This is a genomic window from Desulforhopalus singaporensis, from assembly GCF_900104445.1.
In the GTDB taxonomy this organism is placed as follows: Bacteria; Desulfobacterota; Desulfobulbia; order Desulfobulbales; family Desulfocapsaceae; genus Desulforhopalus_A; species Desulforhopalus_A singaporensis.
Genome location: NZ_FNJI01000027.1, coordinates 16,820 through 33,326 on the forward strand (window position 1 = coordinate 16,820; position 16,507 = coordinate 33,326).

A 16,507-nucleotide genomic window follows, 5' to 3' on the forward strand; every position below is an offset into this window, starting at 1 on the left:
TTTGGCGGATTTCGCTGTTAAAGATTATTGGTCGCCAGCCATGAAATCCAGTTGCCGATACCTTCTCCGGTTTTGCTTGAGAGCGCAAAGATGTTGATGTCCTGGTTCAGGTTCCTGACTCGTTTTTCAAGCACGGCCAGGTCAAAGTCGGTGAAAGGGGTGCCCAGGTAGTCGGTCTTGTTTACGATCAGGACGTCGCAAGTGGAAAACATCAAGGGATATTTCAGTGGCTTATCGTCACCCTCGGGTACGCTCAGGATCATCACGTTAAGGGTTGCCCCGGTGTCGAACTCAGCCGGACAGACAAGGTTGCCGACATTCTCGATAAAAATGAGGTCGAGATTATCCAGGTCGAGGTTTTTCAGCCCTTCCTCTACCATGGCCGCATCCAGGTGGCAGAATCCGCCGGTCTGGAGCTGCACCGCCTTGGTGCCGGTGCGACTGATTGTTTCAGCATCAACCGTTGAGTCGATGTCTGCCTCAATCACCGCCATCCGTGCCTTGTCCCTGAGCCCTTCAATGGTTCGGAGCAAAAAAGTGGTCTTGCCGGCTCCGGGGGACGACATCAGGTTGATCATGCAGATATTGTTTTTCCTGAGCCGGTTGCGCAGTTCACCGGCAAGGGTTTCGTTGTCGGCGAGGATATTTTCCTTAACCTTGATGATCTTCAGTTCTGTTGTCATTTTGCCGCCATCTCCTCAATAAAATATTCTCTTCCCGAGAGAATGGAAAATCGTTGCTCCGCCCCGCAGTGCGGACATTTTTCATCGGCCATTTTTTCTTTTGTCGTTTCGCAGCGGGTCTGGCAGACATTGCATTTGAGCACAATCGGAACCCGGATGACGACAAGGTGAGCGCCGGCGGCGATGGTGTCTTTACTCAGGTAGTCGAAATAGTGGTTGAGCCATCTGTCCTCCAGGTCGGTCAACTCGCCAATTTTCAGAGTGATCGAATGGATCCTGGATAAACCGTGCTGCTCTGCGTGAGCAAGGGCTGTTTCAAGGATTTTTTCCGTAACCGGCAGTTCATGCATGGGCTTGTCTACTCTGTCTGTCTGGTGGCAGGTTTTGCTGCAAGCTTACCTCTCTCCTTGGCCATCCGGAGATAGGTCTGGTAGGTGAGCTTGGGAGGAACATAAGTGTTTTCCTGCGGTTTGGCCCGCAATTGGATAGCCGATGTCGGACAGGCTGGGACACAGACACCGCAGCCGATGCACCTGTCAAGGTTAATCTCGGCGTGGTCGTCTACGATGATGGCGTCCATGTGGCACCGTTCTTCACAGTCGCCGCAAGCCACGCACTCATCGTCATCTACCACGGCGAAATAGTTGCTGTGCACTTCCTCTGCCGGTTTTTCCAATACCTTGATGTTTTTGAGGACCTGGCAACAGCAGCTGCAGCACATGCAGATGTTTGCCGACTTCTGGGCATTGCCCGGCTGAATGATCAGGCCGGCCTCCCTGCCGGTCTCAAGGATCTTCAGGGCTTCCTCCACATCGATTGATCGTCCGATGTTGTTCTGCTCATAGTAATAGGCGGCTCCGCCGAAAGAAAAACAGACTTCAAGAGGATACTGGCAGGGCTTGCCGACGACCTCGTGCTCTTTGCGACATATGCACGGCTGTACCGTTATCTTGGACTGTGCACGGATCAGTTGTTCCGCATCCTCGTATGAGGCTATCGCGGTCTCCGGTGCGACCGAGGCCGAGACCGGGACTACCCTCAGCTGCTTGGTTTCTACTTTGTCCCAGACCTCGCGGGCCAGGTGCGGCAGGTATTCGTTGACATCGTTGACCAGGTCCGCGTCAAGATCGTGTACATGGTATTCCCATATTCCTATGACGAACATGGCGGCGGAATACATCACGATGCCGTCCTTGTAGGTCCTGAATATCAGGCCTTTGCCTGCCATACTTTCCAAGGTTTCGCCAAGTTCTTCGCGATTGTCTCCGGTGCGCCGGGCAAAGGCGTCGACAGGCTCGGGCTTCATTGTCAGCTTGGTTGCCACCAGGGCTTCTTCGGGGGAAAAAAGTCTTTTGAGTATCCTGAGCTCTACGCCGCTTGCCGTTTCCGGGAATCCGCCCGGAAGATTGTCCAGATGCGTCGCAAGTTCTTTGTAAATATCGCCCATCTCCTTTCCTCCTTACAAGTTTTCAGCATCGGGGAGCTGTGTTGGTTGTCGAACCCGTCTATATAATGGAAACATACCGATCGGTATTTTTTGTGTCAATATAAATATGGTCAAGGTTTTCCTCCATGAGATGAGATGGCGCCAGCCGGCTATGGCTCCACCTGATCAGCAGAGGATAATTATTTTTACAGCTATCTGGGCCGTGGCCGTTGCAATCGCCAGGGTAGGGGAGCAAATGTGTCTGCTGCACCTGGTGGGGGACTCCCGAAATCGGCAGAAAAGGTAGTGGATGGCTGTCGTTTACGGTTGGTTATGGTTGGTATTTGTCTCTAAGTTTTTGAAATATAATTATTTTCGCCAGGTTTGGCCTGCATTTTGTCAGGCCGGATTTATACGCATTTTCAGCCAATTGCGGAAAATCCTTGACAGCGGCAATGGGGTGGTATACAAAACATGTGTTTTAAAATTGTATTCAATTGTTGTATGCAATCGATATTTCAGGGTCATAGGCGGAAAATATCGAAAAATCAATGAGAGTGGCAGTTTGTATTTTTTCAAAATGCGGTAGACTACAAGGAGATATTGGAGCTCTGCCTTGGCTCTTTGGTAAAAATTTTCAAAGGGTCCTGAAAAATTCGAACTGATGCATGTACATAAAACGAATAATCGGCTGTCAACTTAGGAATATCTTTCAGGAGGCCAACCATGTTGAATAAATTTATCTCCCGCGCCCTGCCCTATATGCCACAGAAGCTGGTGTGGCAGTTTTCAAAAGAATACATAGCCGGTGAAACGATAGAAGACGCTATTCGTGCTTCAAAAGAGCTCAATGAAGAGGGAATTCTCACAACCATTGACGTGTTGGGGGAATTTATAAAGACCCTTGATGAAGCTGAGGCGAACAAGAAAGAATATCTCGAGGTTATCGAGGCGGCGGAAGCGGCAAAGGTTGATGGGAACTACAGTCTCAAGCCGACATTTTTCGGTCTTCTCATCGACAAGGAGGTCGCGTACCGGCATATTCGGGAAATTGTAGAAAAAGCGGCATCGTATAACAACTTTGTCCGTATCGACATGGAGGACTCGCCGTGCACCGACATGGAGATCGAGATCTTCAGGCGCCTAAAGGAAGAATTTCCGGAAAACGTGGGACTGGTTCTGCAGGCGTATCTTAAACGAACCTATCAGGACATAAAGAATCTCAGTGACCTCAACAGTCCCGAGGTGCCGTTGAATTTTAGGCTGTGTAAAGGGATTTATGTTGAGCCGGCCTCGATTGCCTACAAGGATTATCAGGAAATCAACGAACATTTCCTGCAGGACATCGAGCTGATGCTCAAGGAGAATATGTACCCGTCAATAGCCACCCACGACAAGCCGGTGGTTGAAGGAGCTTTCAGGTTGCTCGAAAAATACAAACCGGCGAAAGACAGGTATGAATTTCAGATGCTCTATGGTGTGACCCCGGCACTTCGCAAGTCAATTGTTGACGCCGGTCACAAAATGCGTGTGTATGTGCCGTTTGGCAAACAGTGGTTTGGCTACTGCACCCGCCGTGTCAAGGAGAATCCGGCAATGGCCAGCGTGATCATGAAAGCGATCTTTTTCAAGGGATAACGACAAAAAAGGTGCCCCGAGGCAGAGTTTAAAACCACAGGGTCTGCTGTGACTGCAGAAGCACAACAAGAAACGAGGAGAATTTGACGTGTTTGATATATTGAGGATAAATACAGTAACGGAACAGGTAGAGAGAACAACTGAAAACTCAAAGAGATTTCTGCTTGGCGGGCGGACGTTGTCGTCTTACCTGGTCAGCGAGGAAGTTCCCGCTGCCTGTGAGCCTTTTGGCAGAAAGAACAAGCTGTTTTTTTGCAACGGAGTGTTGAGCGGTACCACCGTTTCCAGCTCCAACCGGTTATCCATAGGCGGCAAGAGCCCTCTGACAGGCGGTATTAAGGAGAGTAATGCGGGTGGCATAGTCGGGCTGAGAATGGCGCAGCAGGGGTTGCGGACTATCGTGCTCGAAGATACTCCTGCACCGGACGCCCCCTGGAAAATTATCGTCATCGGCAAAGATAAGGTGGAATTTGTCGACGGCAGCTTTCTTGTCGGCAAGGGAGTCTATGAAAAATCCGATCTGCTGAATGAAAAATTTGGCGATAAGGCCGGATGCGTCACCATCGGACCGGCCGGTGAAAACCTGCTCTTTGCTTCCGGCATCGCCTGTTCCGATCCACACGGCGTCTGCTCGCGCTATGCCGGTCGCGGAGGACTTGGTGCGGTTATGGGCGCCAAGCGGATCATTGCCATGGTTATCCTCAATGATGGTGAAGTCAAGGCTGAGTACAATGACATAGACGCGTTCCGCAGCAGTTCCAAGCGGATCATCACCCTGCTCAAGGAGAACCCGGTTTCCTCTAAATTTACCAAATACGGCACTGCGGCAATGGTCGATATCTGCCAGTCGCTGCGCGTTCTGCCGACCCGCAATTTCACCCACGGAACCATGGACGGGGCGGAAAAGATCAACGCCCAGACCATGTATGACACCATCAAGGAGAGGGGCGGCGAAGGCCTTACCCAGCACGCCTGTATGAATCCCTGTGCCATCCAGTGTTCCAACGTATATCCGGACAAGGACGGCAAGCTGCTCTGTTCGCCTATCGAGTATGAGACCATGGCGCTGATGGGCTCGAATCTCTGCCTGAAAAATCTTGATACCGTGGCCCAGATGAACCGGCTGGCAAATGATGCCGGAGTGGATACCCTTGACTGCGGTGCGGCCATCGGGGTTGCCATGGAAGCCGGTCTCGCGGAATTTGGCGATGACAAGGCGGCTATCGCGATGATGGAGGATATCCGTAACCAGACGCCCCTGGGCCGTATTCTTGGTTCGGGGTGCAAGGTCGCCGCCCAGGTTCTTGGGGTTCGTCATGCCCCCCATGTGCTGGGCCAGGCGATTCCGGCCTATGAGCCTCGGGGCACTAAGGGGATGGCGATGACCTATCTCTCTTCTCCCATGGGAGCCGACCATACCTTCGGATTTACCCTGCGTGACGAGGATGTACCTACGACCAAAGAGGGCAAGGTGGCGCTTTCGAAAAAATTTCAGGTGATCGGGTCCCGCATGGATGCGATGGGGGTGTGCAATTTCGTCCGCTACTCGGTTCGTAACGATATGTCGCCGCTCCTTGATTTGATAAAGGCCCGCTACGACGTAGAGATCAGCACCGTTGAATTCGACGATTTCGTTAAAGACACCCTGCGAAGGGAACACAAGTTCAACGGTGAGGCCGGCATAACCGCCAACGAGCATCGTTTCGCCGAGACCTTTTACGAGATAACCCAGCCGGAGACAGGGGAAGTTATCGATATAACGGATGAGGAGTGTGCCCAGGCGCGAACCTGGTAACCAACCTGTTGGTGTATCTTTTGTAAGAGCTTCCTGTTCCAAAACGGCCCCTTCCCTGTCCCAGGTGTTGTGCAATCCTGGTGGGAAGGGGCCGGTGCTCAAGATTGTTCCCTGCTGTTTCTTCGCTTTTTCTCCGCCAGCTGAAACCCTGGTGAAAAATTGGCCTGATTGTCAGTCTTCACGACAGGTTAACACTTCTGCAGTTTACATGTTCCCGCAGTTTCGGTACATTGATTACAAACGGTTGCTGTCAAGAACATCTCTCCTCCAATATGGAGAAACATCATGGAATACCGATACAAGAGGGTCTATGGAGGCCGGGTGCAGCTGGTGGTCTTCGACTGGGCGGGAACTACGGTGGACTTTGGATGCCAGGCTCCGGTCGAGGCGTTTGTTGCCGGCTTCAGGGACAAAGGGGTTGAAGTGAGTGTTGCCGCAGCGCGCATCCCGATGGGCATGGAAAAACGTGATCACATCAAGGCCATGGCGGAATTTGACGAAGTCGCTGCGGCATGGAAAAGAGTCCATGGCCGCGCTATTGGCGACCGTGACATCGATATACTGTATGACGATTTTGCCGGTCATCTGCTGAACAGTATCGAAGCCAAGAGCACCCTTCTCAATGGTGTTGTAGAAGTGGCCGCTCTGCTGCGGGAAGATGGGGTTAAAATAGGGGCCAGTACCGGCTATTTTTCCGATGCGGCTGAAATAGTGGTGAATAAGGCAGGCGAATCCGGCTATAAACCCGATTTCGCGGTCTGTGCCTCGGATGTGGAAGGCGGCAGACCGGCTCCGTGGATGCTTTATCGGGTCATGGAAGCGCTCCAGGTGTATCCCCCTGAAGCTGTGATCAATGTGGGCGACACCCCGGTTGACATGGCAACAGGCCTCAACGGCGGGGTCTGGAGTGTGGGAATTGCTCTTACTGGCAATCAGATGGGGGTGAGTGAGCAGGAGCTGGCCGCGCTTGATCCGGTGGAATATAAGCGTCGTCTTGGCGAGGCGCGAAAAAGCCTGTACAGGGCCGGAGCCCATTATGTCATCGATACCATAACCGAATTTCCCCGAGTCGTGGCGCAGATCAACGACTGCCTGGCAAGAGGGGAACGGCCATAACGCAAACAATTTTTCCACAGGCGGGGCAGGCATACAGGGAAGAGCTGCCAAGAAAAATTCCATAGATGTGTTGTCGGCCGGATTTTATAAAATCTCTCAGGGGGAACCAGGCGTTGAAAGATTCGCACGTTGCAAAACAGCTTGAAGAAAAGCAGCTCAATCACGCCAAACAGCAGGACCAGCCCATGGGGCGGGTCAGCCACCGGCCGTACTGGGTTCTCAATCTTTCAATTGTGATTCGGGCAATCCACCAACTGGGAGTTGCCGTCTATCTCGCGTCGTTTCTTCTCCCTGAAGTAGTCCAGCCGCCGCGCGGTTATATCGTTCTCGCTTTTGGCAGCGGAGTGGTGCTGGTGTTGACTGAATGGCTGCGTCACAGACAGCTTTACCGGGAATTATCGGGGGTTGTCGTTGTTATCAAGCTCCTGCTGCTGGGGGGGGCGGTCCACGGTTTCCTCCCGGTTGTGCCAACGGTTGTCGCCGCCTTTTTCATATCGTCAATAGGTGCCCATGCACCGAAACTGGTGCGGCACCGGCTGATCTTTTAAGCGGTGACTGCCAAAGAAAAAAGTCACCAGGATATCTGTTTCTTGTCTCGGTAAAAGCACCCGCTGGTACTATTATCCTCTCGCGTTGCAAGCCAGACGATTGTTGCCGCGCCCTCGCCAGGGGATCTGGGGGCATCGGGACCACCCATATCGGTACGAACCCAGCCGGGGTCTGCTGCATTTACGGTAATTCCCCTGTCGGCAAGAGATGCTGCGAGGTGTCTGGTCAACATGTTCAGGCCGTTTTTTGAAAGACTGTACGCTGGGGTGGTGCCATCCTGGCTGGCGATGGTGCCCGCCCCGCTCGAAACGTTTATGATTCTGCCGCCCCGCTCCATGCAGGGAAGCAAGGCTATGCACATTCGCCAGGGTCCCATGAAGTTGACGCTCATGGTGTACTCGGCTTCGATGATATTGACATTTGCCGCGTTATGCCATGTGTCGTAATTAGTTCCGGCACTGTTGATGAGAATGTCAATTTTAGGGTATTTTGCCTTTACATAGGATGCGAACGCCTCGACGCTCGTGCTTTCGCTGACATCAAGAGGGTGGTAGTCAAGTGACCGGCCCGGCTGTTTGAGCCTGGCCAGGGCGGTATACCCATCATGGGGGTTGCGGCTGGTGAAAAGAGTGGTGATACCATGATCGCAGAGCCGGGCGACAATCTGGAAGCCTATTCCCCTGTTGCCGCCGGTTACTATAGCTGTATTTTGCTGCACCATAATGGCCTCCTTGCGGCTGTTAACTGTTAATAAAACATATGGCAGGAGCCGGTGGTTTTCAAGAAGGCCTCAACGCTGTGGCACCATGCTGTCGGTTATTGCTGCTGCATGGCGGAAAAAAAGACTTTCTGGTTGTCCATGAATTCTACCCCGATGATAAAAGGGAAGGTGGAACCGTCGGTGGCTTTGTCCATCCATACCGACTGGGCATCGATTTTAAATCCAGCGTCGAACCGGAGTTTATCAAGCAGCGGCTGGGCCGGTTCAAGTATCAGGGTATGGGTGTGTCTTTGTAAGGTGCTGAAAAAAAGATGGGTTCTGTTCAGAAAGAGTTTGGAAATACGTATATTGGCACCGTTTTTGGACAGGTTTACCACGATGGCGGTTAACTCACCGTCAATTATTTTACCAGTACGGTTCTCCCGAAGCCGCACCTTAAGCTTAAAATCAGTCTGGATTCTATGATTTCTCATTGTAAAACCGGTCATCTGACATCCCCGACAGGATTTGGGAGGAAGCAGGTCATGCGGGTGAAACGCTTCCTGGAACGAAACATTAATCTGTTAAAATACACCGACTTAACGATCTTGTCAAAGTGCAGAATAGCAGGAGAAGGAATGTCGGTCACGATTTTCCCCGACAAAAGGAAAATCTTATTGTTTTTATCCGAAAAAGTCATACCGTAAAAAGCACGAAAAGTTACATTGGCGTGGTTTGCACGCAACTAGCGGGAAAGAATGAGAATATGGATATAACAGCTGTCGTTAAGCGCCTTGAGGCGATTGTAGGGGCAGACAATGTGTCTGCTGCCAAATCGGACAGAATTACTCACTCCTACGATGCAACCCAGCAAAAGCACCTCCCTGACGTAGTGGTTTATGCCGCATCTGTTAACGAAGTCGCACAGGTTGTGCAACTGGCAAATGAGGTGGAAATGCCGGTATTGCCAAGGGGAGCGGGAAGCGGATTCACCGGAGGCAGTCTGCCGGTCTACGGGGGCATTGTACTTGTACTTTCCAGAATGGACAGGATTCTGGACATAGATACGGAAAATTTAACCGCCGAGGTGGAGCCTGGGGTGGTGACCGCAACCCTGCAGCGGGAGGTGGAAAGGCTCGGCCTTTTTTATCCGCCGGATCCGGCGTCGAAGGAGTTCTGCACCCTCGGCGGTAATGTCGCCGAATGTGCCGGGGGGCCGCGGTGTGTCAAGTATGGCGTTACAAGAGATTATATTCTTGGCCTTGAGGTGGTGACTCCCACGGGAGATATCATAACAACAGGGGGCAAGACTCTGAAAAATGTCGCCGGATACGACTTGACGCGGCTTTTTGTCGGCTCTGAGGGAACCCTCGGGATCGTAACGAAAATCATCGTAAAGCTTCTGCCCAAGCCGGCGGCGAAAAAGACCATGCTCGTCCTGTTTAAGACAATCGACGGCGCCGCCAGGTCGGTCTCGGCAATTATCGGGGCCAAAATTATTCCCACGACCCTTGAATTCCTCGACGGGGCAACCATTGACTGCATAAGGGGTAAAAGCAGTATCGACCTTCCCGAAAACTGCAGGGCGGCTCTGATAGTGGAAGTCGACGGCGATGAAGATCTGCTGGACAGACAGATGGCGAGGATCCGGGAAATCATCGAACCATCAGGGACCCTCGCCGTAAAAGTGGCTGCCACCGACGATGAATCTGAACAAATCTGGCAGGTACGCCGGATCGTCTCCCCAAGTCTTAAACAGATAAGTCCCGATAAATTCAACGAGGATATTGTTGTGCCCAGGTCGAAGGTGCCGGACATGATTCGGGAGCTGGAAAAAATTTCCAGCGAATATGGCGTCTCGATCGTAAACTTCGGCCACGCCGGGGATGGCAATATTCACGTAAATATTATGGTGGATCTTAAAGAAGAGGGGATGAAGGAGAAGGTTGAAATAGTTTTGGACAGAGTGTTTGGTGCTGCCGTGGCGCTGCGGGGGTCGATCTCCGGAGAGCACGGCATCGGTACGGCTAAAATGAACTACCTGCACATGGAGCTTGATGCGGCGACCATAGATTATATGCGCCGGATAAAAACAGCCCTTGATCCCAAGAACATACTCAACCCAGGCAAGATCTTTCTCGAAAAATCGTCCGGGGAGTCAGCATAAGGGGATAGGTCTGGTCATGGTCAGGAACAAGACATTAAAGGATTTTGAAGAAGTCATACGCAAGTGTGTCAAGTGCGGGGTCTGCCAGGCCCACTGCCCGCCGTATCTGGTGAAAAAAAGAGAGGGGGCGGTTGCCCGGGGCAAAATCGCTCTTGCCGCAGCTGTGCTGGATGGTGAGACGGGGATCGAAAAGAGATTGCAGGAAGACATCAGTCTTTGCCTGATGTGCGGCTCCTGTGTGAAAAAGTGTCCCAACAAGGTTCCGACCGATGGTATAATCGGCGCCATGAGGCGGGAAATAACCGACAGGAACGGGTTGCCTGTCATGGCTAAATTGCTCGCAGGGACAATCGGTTCCGCCAGGATGAAGAACACTTTGTCCAAGGGGGCGGCGTTTCTCCGCCCTTTGTGGAGCAGAAAAATACCACAAAGCAGCGGGCTGCACCTGCGCTTTGGGCTGCCGGGAATGGAAAACAGGACGGTCCCGGAGCCTGCCTTCAGCAATCTTTTCGACAGGGTCCCTGAATTTTCCGAGGGACAGCCGGGCAGGCCTGTCGTCGGGTTTTTCGCTGGGTGTTCAATCACCTATATCTATCCTGAAATCGGTGAGATGATGGTTGATATCCTTGTCCGGATGGGGTGTTCGGTATTTTTGCCGAAAAACCAGGGATGTTGCGGAATACCCGCGCTCTCGTCGGGGCACGGCAAACTTGTCGAGGAACTGGCCGACAACAACATAGAGGTTTTTGCCGGTAAAAAAGTTGACTGGATAGTGACCGCCTGCGGCTCCTGTAATGGAGGAATCGGGGAATATTACCGGACACTGGAGGGAGCCGACCGCTCATTTACCGATAAAGTTGTCGATTTCAGCGTGTTTCTTGAAAAGGAAGGTTTTTTGGAAAAACTCCTGGAACAAAAAAGAACGGCCGATCCGGTGAAGGTTACCTATCACGATCCCTGTCACTTGAAAACACAGGGAATAACCAGAGAGCCGAGGGATTTATTGCGGGCGCTGCCCTATGTCGATTTTGTTGAAATGGAGGATGCCGACGCCTGTTGTGGACTTGGCGGAACCTTTTCCCTGTACCATTACGATGTGAGCAAGGCTGTCGGCGCAAGAAAGCTTCGCGGTTTGGAGGAAAGTGGTGCGGAATATGTCGCGACAACGTGTCCCGGCTGCGTGATGCAGCTGCAGGACACGATTAATCATGCCGGCTTGAAGGTCAGGGCCGTGCACATCCTGGAACTGCTGTTGCGGATGGCACCTGACTGAAAGACAGCGCGCGGCTACCAGTTTTCCCCAAGCAGTTCGAAATGGTCGATGGCATGGTCGCAGGCCGGGCACCGTTCTTGCGCTTGCTTACCGGTGTGCAGGTAGCCGCAATTCCGGCAGCGCCAGGTTACAGCCCGGTCTCTTTTGAAAACACGATCCGCTTCAATGTTCGCCAGCAGGTCTTGATAACGCTTCTCGTGCTGTTTTTCCGCCACCGCAATTGCCAGGAAGATATCGGCTATCCGGTCGAACCCCTCCTCCCTTGCCGTCTTGGCAAACTCCGGGTACATGGCGGTGTGTTCATAATTTTCGCCGGCTGCCGCTTCCCTGAGGTTGTCGGCCGTGGTTCCAATGACCCCGGCAGGGAAAGTTGCAGAGATTTCAACCTCTCCTCCTTCAAGGAGTTTGAACAAGCGCTTGGCATGTTCTTTTTCCTGGTTGGCGGTTTCTTCGAAGATCGCCTGGATCTGAACGAATCCGTCTTTTTTGGCCTGGGAGGCGAAATAGGTATAGCGGTTGCGGGCCTGGGACTCGCCGCAGAAGGCGGTAAGGATATTTTTTTCCGTTGCTGTTCCTGTTAACTTTGCCATTATTGCACTCCTGATGGTAACTGGTTGGAAAGGAAATGCTGCTTCACTATGCCTGACTTAAAATAGCACGTTGAAATAATGTTTTCAAACTGTAATATGAAATATACTTGTCTGGGGTGGGGTAAAAAATGTATATAATTTCAAGGGGAAACAGATGCGTCTTCACGACCATGGCAAAGCATGGGTGCATGGTTTTGACTGGAACGAATGTCAAAACTCTCTGAAATCGACCGTTATGCAGCTGGGGGATGCCAGGGAGGGACTGGCGCGGCAGGCGAAGCTTATTGCCGATTGCTATTCATCCCTGGAAAGCATTTTCGACAGGCTCTGTCATGAAAGTTGTATCAACTGCGACGATATTTGCTGTGCCCGGGCCACGGTATGGTATGATATCAGGGACCTTGTTTATCTGTTGCTGGCAACCGGTGAATTGCCTCAGCACCAGATTTATCGCAAAAAAGACGGATGCTGTTGTCATCTTGCCACGACGGGATGCCGGCTTCTGCGCTGCAACCGGCCTTTTATCTGCACCTGGTATGTCTGTTCCCGGCAAAAAATGAAGCAGGCGCTGATTCCCGATATAAACTGGAAGGCGGTGGCTGAGCGTATCGCTATGATTAAAGAGATGAGGAAGCAACTTGTAATCCAGTACGACACCGCGGTGGCTACAACAACTCACAAGGAAGACATATGAAGATTTCACGAATCCGGCCTGTCTATTTTTCTCCAACCTCCACCTCAAGAAAAATTGTCGAGGCTATCGCCGAGGGTTTTTCATCCATCAAAACCGCCGATCCTGTCGACCTGACATATCCCGGCGTATCTGCGGTATCGGAGGTGGGAGGTGATGAGCTGGCAATTATCGCAGTGCCGGTTTACGCCGGTCGGGTAGCCCCCCTTGCGGCAGAGAGGTTGCGGACAATACGTGGCGGTTTGGGGCCGGCAGTTGTCGTCGTGCTCTATGGCAACCGGGATTATGAGGATGCGCTGATCGAATTGCGCGATATCGCAAACGGGCTCTCTTTTGTGACCATAGCCGGAGGGGCTTTTATCGGGGAACATTCGTTTTCTAGCCAAACCGTGCCGCTGGCTCCGGGACGTCCCGACGAGAATGATCTGGCCGTGGCAAAAGATTTCGGCAGCAGGGTGGATGCTCTTCTTGATGTGGGTATCGGTAACGGGTTGCTTGAGGTGCCGGGAAACGTACCGTATAAAAAGAGGATGGGCAAGATTCCCGCCACCCCTCAATTTAATGGGCAGATGTGCAGTGAGTGCGGATTTTGTGTCGACCTCTGCCCGGCCGGGGCGATTTTGTTTGACGGTCAGGTGAGCGTCGATGAAGAGGCGTGTATTTTCTGTTGCAGCTGCGTCAAAAACTGCCCTGAAGGGGCGGTGGCCGTGACGGCTCCTTTGGTGAGGAAGAAAATAGCGTGGCTTTATGAAAACTGTGCGGCAAGAAAGGAGCCGGAGCTTTTTTATTAAGACATCCCGCTGGAGCGGGAGAAATCAGTATCAGCCGACGGGGCGTGAGAAGGAGCGTGTGAGCAAGGATGCGGGTTTGTGTCGATGGGGGTGAAGCATGAAAAAAATGGATGTGGTGGTTATCGGAGCCGGTACTGCCGGACAGACCGTTGCTTACGATCTTGCCGTTGAGGGCTATGAAGTCGTAGTTGTGGAGAAAAGTGAAACGCCCGGAGGGGTTTGCTCGCTGGCCGGCTGTCAGGCCAAGAAATATTTTTATGAATTAACTGAGCTTGTTGCAAAATCACGCCATCTCGCAGGAAAGGGCGTGGTCGCAGAGCCAGAAGTGAGTTGGTCCCAGATAGTTGCGGCGAAAAATGAATTCACCTCGAAAATTCCCTCCCAGACCGTTGCCGGCTTGAAAGGAACCGGCATACGTTATCTGGAAGGGCAGGCCAAGTTCGTCAATGCCGAGACGGTCCAGGTGGGAGATGAGGTGTTTACGCCCAGGTTTATTGTCATCGCGACCGGAGCCAGGCCAATGGCCCTTTCGTTTGCCGGGGCCGAACACCTGGTAAAAAGCGACGGCTTTCTTGAAATGAAGCAGATACCACGCCGTATGACCTTTATCGGCGGCGGCTTCGTTTCTTTTGAATTTGCCCATTTTGCAGCCCGGCTGGGGGCAGAGCAGGTGACTATTCTGGAAAACACGGACAGGGTCCTCGGACCGTTTGACGCCGATATGGTTGACCAGCTGGTTATGGCCGGCAGAAAAGATGGCGTGGAGGTGCGAACCGGCATATCCATCACTTCAATCTCGGAACAAAACGGAGTCTATAGCGTGCTGCTTGATTCCGGGGAGATCCATGAGACGGATCTTGTGGTCCACGGTGCCGGACGGATTCCCAATATAGATTTTCTCAATCTCGAGGCCGCAGGAATCAACTGGAACCGCCGGGGAATTGAGGTGGATGAGCTGATGCGAACGACCAACAACAACGTATATGCCGTAGGGGATTGTGCGGCAACGCCGCAGTTGGCAAGGGTCGCCGATATGGAGGCGCATACCGCCGCGGCGTCCATCGTCTCCAGGGAAACGGGTGAAGTGTCGCTGCCGATCGACTACGAAGCGGTACCCGCAGTGCTGTTTACCTATCCGCAACTGGCGATGGTGGGAAAAACTGAGGAGCAGCTGCAAAGAGACAAGATACCGTACTGGAAAAGCACCGAACTCGACCTCAGCTGGCCGACCTATCGCCGAATCGGCATGAAACATGCCGGCTATAAAATTCTGGTTGACAATGACGGCAGGATTCTCGGGGCGCATGTGCTCTGCGATAACGGTTCCGGACTGATCAATACCCTGAAGCAGGCTGTCATCGATTCCGTTACCGCGGCCGAACTGTACCAGACTAACATCATGAGCCCCTATCCGTCCCGGGAGAGTGATCTCATATATATGCTTGAACCTCTGCTCGATTAAAAATTTCTATCAAGGAGCCGGTCAGCCTGGATATTGAAAAAATCTTCCAGGCTTGATCCGGCGTTGGGAAAAACCAGCCGACAGAATTTTGGCCGATTTTTGCTAATCAGGAATTTTGGTTATCGGGAGGGATGCACTTTCTGCCGGCCGCCATGTAGAAAATGACCGAGCTGAGAATGAGGTACCCGTACATCTCCACGTTTTTTGTTTTAAAAACGATAGCTATTGCGACAACGATGGTGGCGCATACCGTAAAAAATATCGGCCTGGGAATCTTTCGCAGGATAATCCTGCCAAAATGGGCAAAACGTATGTGGCTGACCATCAGGACTGTGGACGATATGGCGACGGCGGAGAGGATATTGGGAGTAAAAACAAGTGCTGCGCCGAGTACGATCAGGGCGCCAGCTGGGCTTGGCAACCCGTTGAAAACCCCTTCTGGAAGATCTGTGCGGTGTTTGTCTATGGTGACGAACCGGATCAGCCGGTAGGCTACCCCGATGATGAAGACTGCTGCAAAAAGCCAAGAAAATTTTCCGCCCGACTGGATAATGACATAGGCCGGTGCAAGACCGAAGCTGACAAAGTCGGCAATATCATCGAGGTAGGGCCCGTATTTGGTTCCTCCATGCTTTTCCGCCATCCTGCCGTCAAAAAGATCAAAAAGCTGGCCGATGATAATGATGCTGATGGCCCAGGCGAACCTGTGCTGGCTGGTCATGTAGAGACTTGTTATGCCGCAGGTGAAGTTCAGTGTAGAGAGGATGTCGGCATAGAGCCTGTTGGGTACGAATTTAAAGATGATTGAGGCGGCGGCAAGGAGGATGCATGCTATGAGGACCTGGTCGCCAATGTTGATTATATATGGATTTTCATCGAGCAGTGCGCTGAAAATAACCAGGCCGAAACAGATGATGGCCTTGATCTTGCCGAAATTATTGGCAGCTCCGGACGAGTTGAGCAGGGAGAGTATCTTGCGCGCAAAAAACTGACCGGCAAATTCGATTATCAAGAGAATCCAGACAAGCTTGACCGATAATATACCGCAGTAGGCAAAGCCGAGCATCGGCGGGAGATAGGTAAGTTTATCGCATAAGGGATCGAGTGATTCTCCCCAGCTGGTGACAAGGTTGCAATTCCTTGCCACCACCCCGTCAACCCCGTCGAGGATGGCGGCGAAAGTGAAAATCAGAATCGCTATATTTTCCATGCCGAAATAAAAATAGAGGGGCAGGGCAATAAGTGCCATCGCCGCCCGCCAGTAGCAGATGGCGTTAGGATGGCAGAACCATAAGTGGTTAACTACGTACTTTTGGGCTGCCGGGTTACGGATTACACGGGATACCCACGCGTAGAAGCCGGTGCCGATAAGTGCTGCGATGCTTATTACAAAAACTCTGTCCATTGTTGTTATCCTGCTGCGTGATAGCCTGTCTTGTCCGGCAGGAGCCGTTTGTTTGTGTCCTCCTGGATGTCACGACTGTTTACCACGTTATGGGTTGTCTCGTCTACGGTTGATTGCTTTTCCGGCAAGGAATACGGGAAGATGGAAGTGCCCTGTGCCCTGTCTGCCGGCAGGAAATAAGCGGGTGACATCACTGTTTCTGTATGGTGGGAGTTATGGGG

Annotated in this window: 17 protein-coding genes; 9 read left to right on the forward strand and 8 right to left on the reverse strand. The window is 52.2% G+C overall.

From position 1 onward, the window contains the following. Positions 1–17: 17 nt before the first annotated feature. The 3 genes from hypB to BLQ17_RS16305 are packed head-to-tail and all read right to left on the reverse strand — an operon-like array spanning position 18 to position 2,130. Positions 18–683: a hydrogenase nickel incorporation protein HypB gene (gene hypB / locus BLQ17_RS16295; protein ID WP_092224764.1), complete on the reverse strand. Its 666-nt coding sequence runs from the start codon at positions 681–683 to the stop codon at positions 18–20. Next, positions 680–1,033 (reverse strand): hydrogenase maturation nickel metallochaperone HypA, encoded by a 354-nt coding sequence (locus tag BLQ17_RS16300; protein WP_092224766.1) that lies wholly within the window; start codon positions 1,031–1,033, stop codon positions 680–682. Before BLQ17_RS16300 ends, hypB begins: the two co-directional genes overlap by 4 nt. Before the next feature lie 8 nt (positions 1,034–1,041). Then, a complete protein-coding gene (locus BLQ17_RS16305; RefSeq protein ID WP_092224768.1) occupies positions 1,042–2,130 on the reverse strand; it encodes an ATP-binding protein in 1,089 nt (362 codons plus the stop codon). Between the two features lie 705 nt (positions 2,131–2,835). Here BLQ17_RS16305 and BLQ17_RS16315 point away from each other — a divergent pair. The 4 genes from BLQ17_RS16315 (at position 2,836) to BLQ17_RS16330 (ending at position 7,206) form a co-directional block, all read left to right on the forward strand. Then, entirely contained in the window at positions 2,836–3,747 is a 912-nt protein-coding gene (locus BLQ17_RS16315; RefSeq protein ID WP_092224772.1) for a proline dehydrogenase family protein, read from the forward strand. Between the two features lie 88 nt (positions 3,748–3,835). Further along, the gene (locus BLQ17_RS16320) at positions 3,836–5,542 is read left to right on the forward strand and encodes an aldehyde ferredoxin oxidoreductase C-terminal domain-containing protein (protein WP_092224773.1); all 1,707 of its coding nucleotides are present in this window, start codon (positions 3,836–3,838) and stop codon (positions 5,540–5,542) included. A 285-nt stretch (positions 5,543–5,827) separates the two neighbouring features. Continuing rightward, positions 5,828–6,658, forward strand: coding sequence for a phosphonoacetaldehyde hydrolase (phnX, locus tag BLQ17_RS16325; RefSeq protein ID WP_092224775.1), 831 nt, complete (start codon positions 5,828–5,830; stop codon positions 6,656–6,658). 113 nt (positions 6,659–6,771) lie between these two features. After that, a complete protein-coding gene (locus BLQ17_RS16330; RefSeq protein WP_245695192.1) occupies positions 6,772–7,206 on the forward strand; it encodes a hypothetical protein in 435 nt (144 codons plus the stop codon). A 23-nt stretch (positions 7,207–7,229) separates the two neighbouring features. On the opposite strand, the gene BLQ17_RS16335 is transcribed toward BLQ17_RS16330, so the two are convergent. Both BLQ17_RS16335 and BLQ17_RS16340 read right to left on the reverse strand, forming a co-directional pair. Next, a complete protein-coding gene (locus BLQ17_RS16335; RefSeq protein ID WP_092224777.1) occupies positions 7,230–7,928 on the reverse strand; it encodes an SDR family oxidoreductase in 699 nt (232 codons plus the stop codon). 95 nt (positions 7,929–8,023) lie between these two features. Beyond that, the gene (locus tag BLQ17_RS16340; protein WP_092224779.1) at positions 8,024–8,416 is read right to left on the reverse strand and encodes a hypothetical protein; all 393 of its coding nucleotides are present in this window, start codon (positions 8,414–8,416) and stop codon (positions 8,024–8,026) included. Positions 8,417–8,673: 257 nt separating this feature from the next. Between BLQ17_RS16340 and BLQ17_RS16345 the strand changes: the two genes are divergently transcribed. Both BLQ17_RS16345 and BLQ17_RS16350 read left to right on the forward strand, forming a co-directional pair. After that, positions 8,674–10,074: an FAD-binding oxidoreductase gene (locus BLQ17_RS16345; protein ID WP_092224781.1), complete on the forward strand. Its 1,401-nt coding sequence runs from the start codon at positions 8,674–8,676 to the stop codon at positions 10,072–10,074. 16 nt (positions 10,075–10,090) lie between these two features. Continuing rightward, positions 10,091–11,347 carry a (Fe-S)-binding protein gene (locus BLQ17_RS16350; RefSeq protein WP_092224784.1) on the forward strand — a complete coding sequence of 419 codons (1,257 nt, stop codon included), beginning with the start codon at positions 10,091–10,093 and terminating at the stop codon, positions 11,345–11,347. A gap of 14 nt (positions 11,348–11,361) precedes the next feature. Here the strand turns inward: BLQ17_RS16350 and rbr are convergent, their stop codons facing one another. After that, positions 11,362–11,937 carry a rubrerythrin gene (gene rbr / locus BLQ17_RS16355; RefSeq protein ID WP_092224786.1) on the reverse strand — a complete coding sequence of 192 codons (576 nt, stop codon included), beginning with the start codon at positions 11,935–11,937 and terminating at the stop codon, positions 11,362–11,364. 154 nt (positions 11,938–12,091) lie between these two features. On the opposite strand from rbr, the gene BLQ17_RS16360 reads away from it, so the two are divergent. The 3 genes from BLQ17_RS16360 (at position 12,092) to BLQ17_RS16370 (ending at position 14,881) form a co-directional block, all read left to right on the forward strand. Beyond that, on the forward strand, positions 12,092–12,631 hold the full coding sequence (locus BLQ17_RS16360) for a hypothetical protein (protein ID WP_092224788.1): 540 nt from the start codon (positions 12,092–12,094) through the stop codon (positions 12,629–12,631). Next, complete coding sequence (locus tag BLQ17_RS16365) at positions 12,628–13,419, forward strand: 4Fe-4S binding protein (protein ID WP_092224790.1); 792 nt, start codon at positions 12,628–12,630, stop codon at positions 13,417–13,419. The genes BLQ17_RS16360 and BLQ17_RS16365 overlap by 4 nt, the downstream gene beginning before the upstream one ends. A gap of 97 nt (positions 13,420–13,516) precedes the next feature. Then, complete coding sequence (locus BLQ17_RS16370) at positions 13,517–14,881, forward strand: dihydrolipoyl dehydrogenase family protein (protein WP_092224792.1); 1,365 nt, start codon at positions 13,517–13,519, stop codon at positions 14,879–14,881. 106 nt (positions 14,882–14,987) lie between these two features. On the opposite strand, the gene BLQ17_RS16375 is transcribed toward BLQ17_RS16370, so the two are convergent. After that, a complete protein-coding gene (locus tag BLQ17_RS16375; RefSeq protein WP_092224794.1) occupies positions 14,988–16,286 on the reverse strand; it encodes a CDP-alcohol phosphatidyltransferase family protein in 1,299 nt (432 codons plus the stop codon). A 5-nt stretch (positions 16,287–16,291) separates the two neighbouring features. After that, positions 16,292–16,477 carry a hypothetical protein gene (locus tag BLQ17_RS16380; protein ID WP_092224796.1) on the reverse strand — a complete coding sequence of 62 codons (186 nt, stop codon included), beginning with the start codon at positions 16,475–16,477 and terminating at the stop codon, positions 16,292–16,294. Between the last annotated feature and the right edge of the window lie 30 nt (positions 16,478–16,507).